At 63.7% G+C, this 1,845-nt stretch carries 3 protein-coding genes; all 3 read left to right on the top strand.

Annotated features, from left to right (window positions below; translation table 11 throughout):
• The coding region (locus EV691_RS23110; protein ID WP_165901267.1) for a transposase at positions 1–102 on the top strand (102 nt) is incomplete at its 5' end.
• A 227-nt stretch (positions 103–329) separates the two neighbouring features.
• The gene (locus EV691_RS23105) at positions 330–893 is read left to right on the top strand and encodes a class I SAM-dependent methyltransferase (RefSeq protein WP_131302576.1); all 564 of its coding nucleotides are present in this window, start codon (positions 330–332) and stop codon (positions 891–893) included.
• Positions 826–1,845 (top strand): IS701 family transposase (locus EV691_RS23100; RefSeq protein WP_131837572.1); only part of this gene is annotated, 1,020 nt, incomplete at its 3' end. The genes EV691_RS23105 and EV691_RS23100, both read left to right, overlap by 68 nt.

Genomic DNA, 1,845 nt, shown 5'->3' with positions numbered 1-1,845 from the left:
AACAACCGGATCAAGGTGATCAAGCGCATGGCCTACGGTTTCCGGGACGAGGAGTACTTCTTCCTGAAAATCAAGGCCGCCTTCCCCGGGAAAATACGATGAACCTTTTTGTATGGGGGCCAACCGGCCACCAAGGGCCGAGGGGCCTATAAATAAGCCTGCAGACGTTTCCGCTTGACCGATGCATCGGCCCTGACTGGACGGCGTTTCCCGGACGAAGCCCTGCTCCCTGGCATCGCCATGCCGATCACGGACAAGAAGCCGATGCGTTAACGTAGCCACCTTGCACGAATGACCGACCCACGAATACCGAGCAAAAGGACCAGCCCATGACAGCAGCCGAGATGCGCATTCAAGCCCCCGAAGTGGCAGAGACGATCGACGAGGCCGAGCTTTACCTACGCCTGCTGCCGCTGGCCTCCGCCCGAATCATCGAACTCGGCTGCGGCGCGGCGGCCCACACCCGCACCATCGCCGAGAAAGGAAAGCCGGCGTCCATCCTGGCCTGCGAGGTGGACACCCTCCAGCTTGAAAAGAACCTGGCCATCGGCGACCTGCCCACGGTGACCTTCCGCCATGCCGGCGCCCAGGCCATCCCCGCGGAGGACGGCAGCGCCGACCTCGTGATGATGTTCAAGTCGCTCCATCACGTGCCGGTGAGCGACATGGACGACGCGATCCGGGAGATCCGCCGGGTGCTGCGTCCCGGTGGCCTGGCCTATATCTCGGAGCCGGTCTATTCTTACTGTGTCATAAGGAATCGAGGAGAATACAGCCGTTTCAACAGCTGGCTGGATTCTGGATTCACGAGAGAACGGATAACGGATGGAACAGCGCTTCGAAGCTTACCTCGATCATCTGTGCGACTCCCTGGGCCACGTGGACCGGCATGAAGGTCTGCGTGGGTATTGTCAGGGACTGATGTTGCCGCTGGCACGAAAGAGCGTCGAACCGCTGGCTGCAGGAATCGATCCCCATGCAGTGCGGGCACGCCACCAGTCACTGCATCATTTCGTAGCCAAGTCCGACTGGTCGGACGAGGGATTGCTCGAGCGTGTGCGGGCCTGGGTGGAGCCGGCGCTGCTGCGCGAGGGTGGCACCGAGCGCTACTGGATCATCGACGACACGGGCTTTCCGAAGAAGGGCAAGCACTCGGTCGGTGTGGCGCGCCAGTACTGTGGCCAATTGGGCAAGCGGGACAATTGCCAGATTGCCGTGAGTCTGACGCTGGCTACCGAGAGGGCGAGTCTTCCCGTGGCCTGGCGGCTGTATCTGCCCGAGGACTGGGCGGCAGATACGGCGCGGCGCACCCGCGCCGGCGTGCCGGAAGGGGTTGGGTTCCAGACCAAGCCCACGATTGCACTGGAACAGGTCAAGGCCGCTCTGGCTGCGGGGATTGCGCGGGGTGCTGTGTTGGCCGATGCCGGCTACGGCAACGATACGGGATTTCGCGATGGATTGACCGAGCTGGGGCTGGCCTACGCCGTCGGCGTGCAGGGAACGACGAGCGTCTGGCCGGAAGGCAAGGCGCCTCTGCCCCCGGAACCGTGGAAAGGCGTGGGACGCAACCCCCGTCTGCTGCGGCGGGATGCCGAACATCGGCCGGTCAGCGTGAAGGCGCTGGCGCTCGGTCTGCCGGCCAGCGCTTATCGTACCGTCACTTGGCGGCAGGGCAGCAACACGGCACTGTCCGGTCGCTTTGCCGCGGTTCGGGTGCGGGCGGCGCATCGTGACCACCAGCGGACTGCCTCACGCGACGAAGAATGGTTGCTCATCGAGTGGCCCGAGGGGCAGCAGGAACCGGAAAAATACGTCCTGTCGACCCTGCCCGCGGACACGTCTTTC

It is taken from the genome of Azotobacter chroococcum, from assembly GCF_004339665.1.
Classification (GTDB): Bacteria; Pseudomonadota; Gammaproteobacteria; order Pseudomonadales; family Pseudomonadaceae; genus Azotobacter; species Azotobacter chroococcum.
This window is presented reverse-complemented; position numbering and strand designations above follow the sequence as displayed.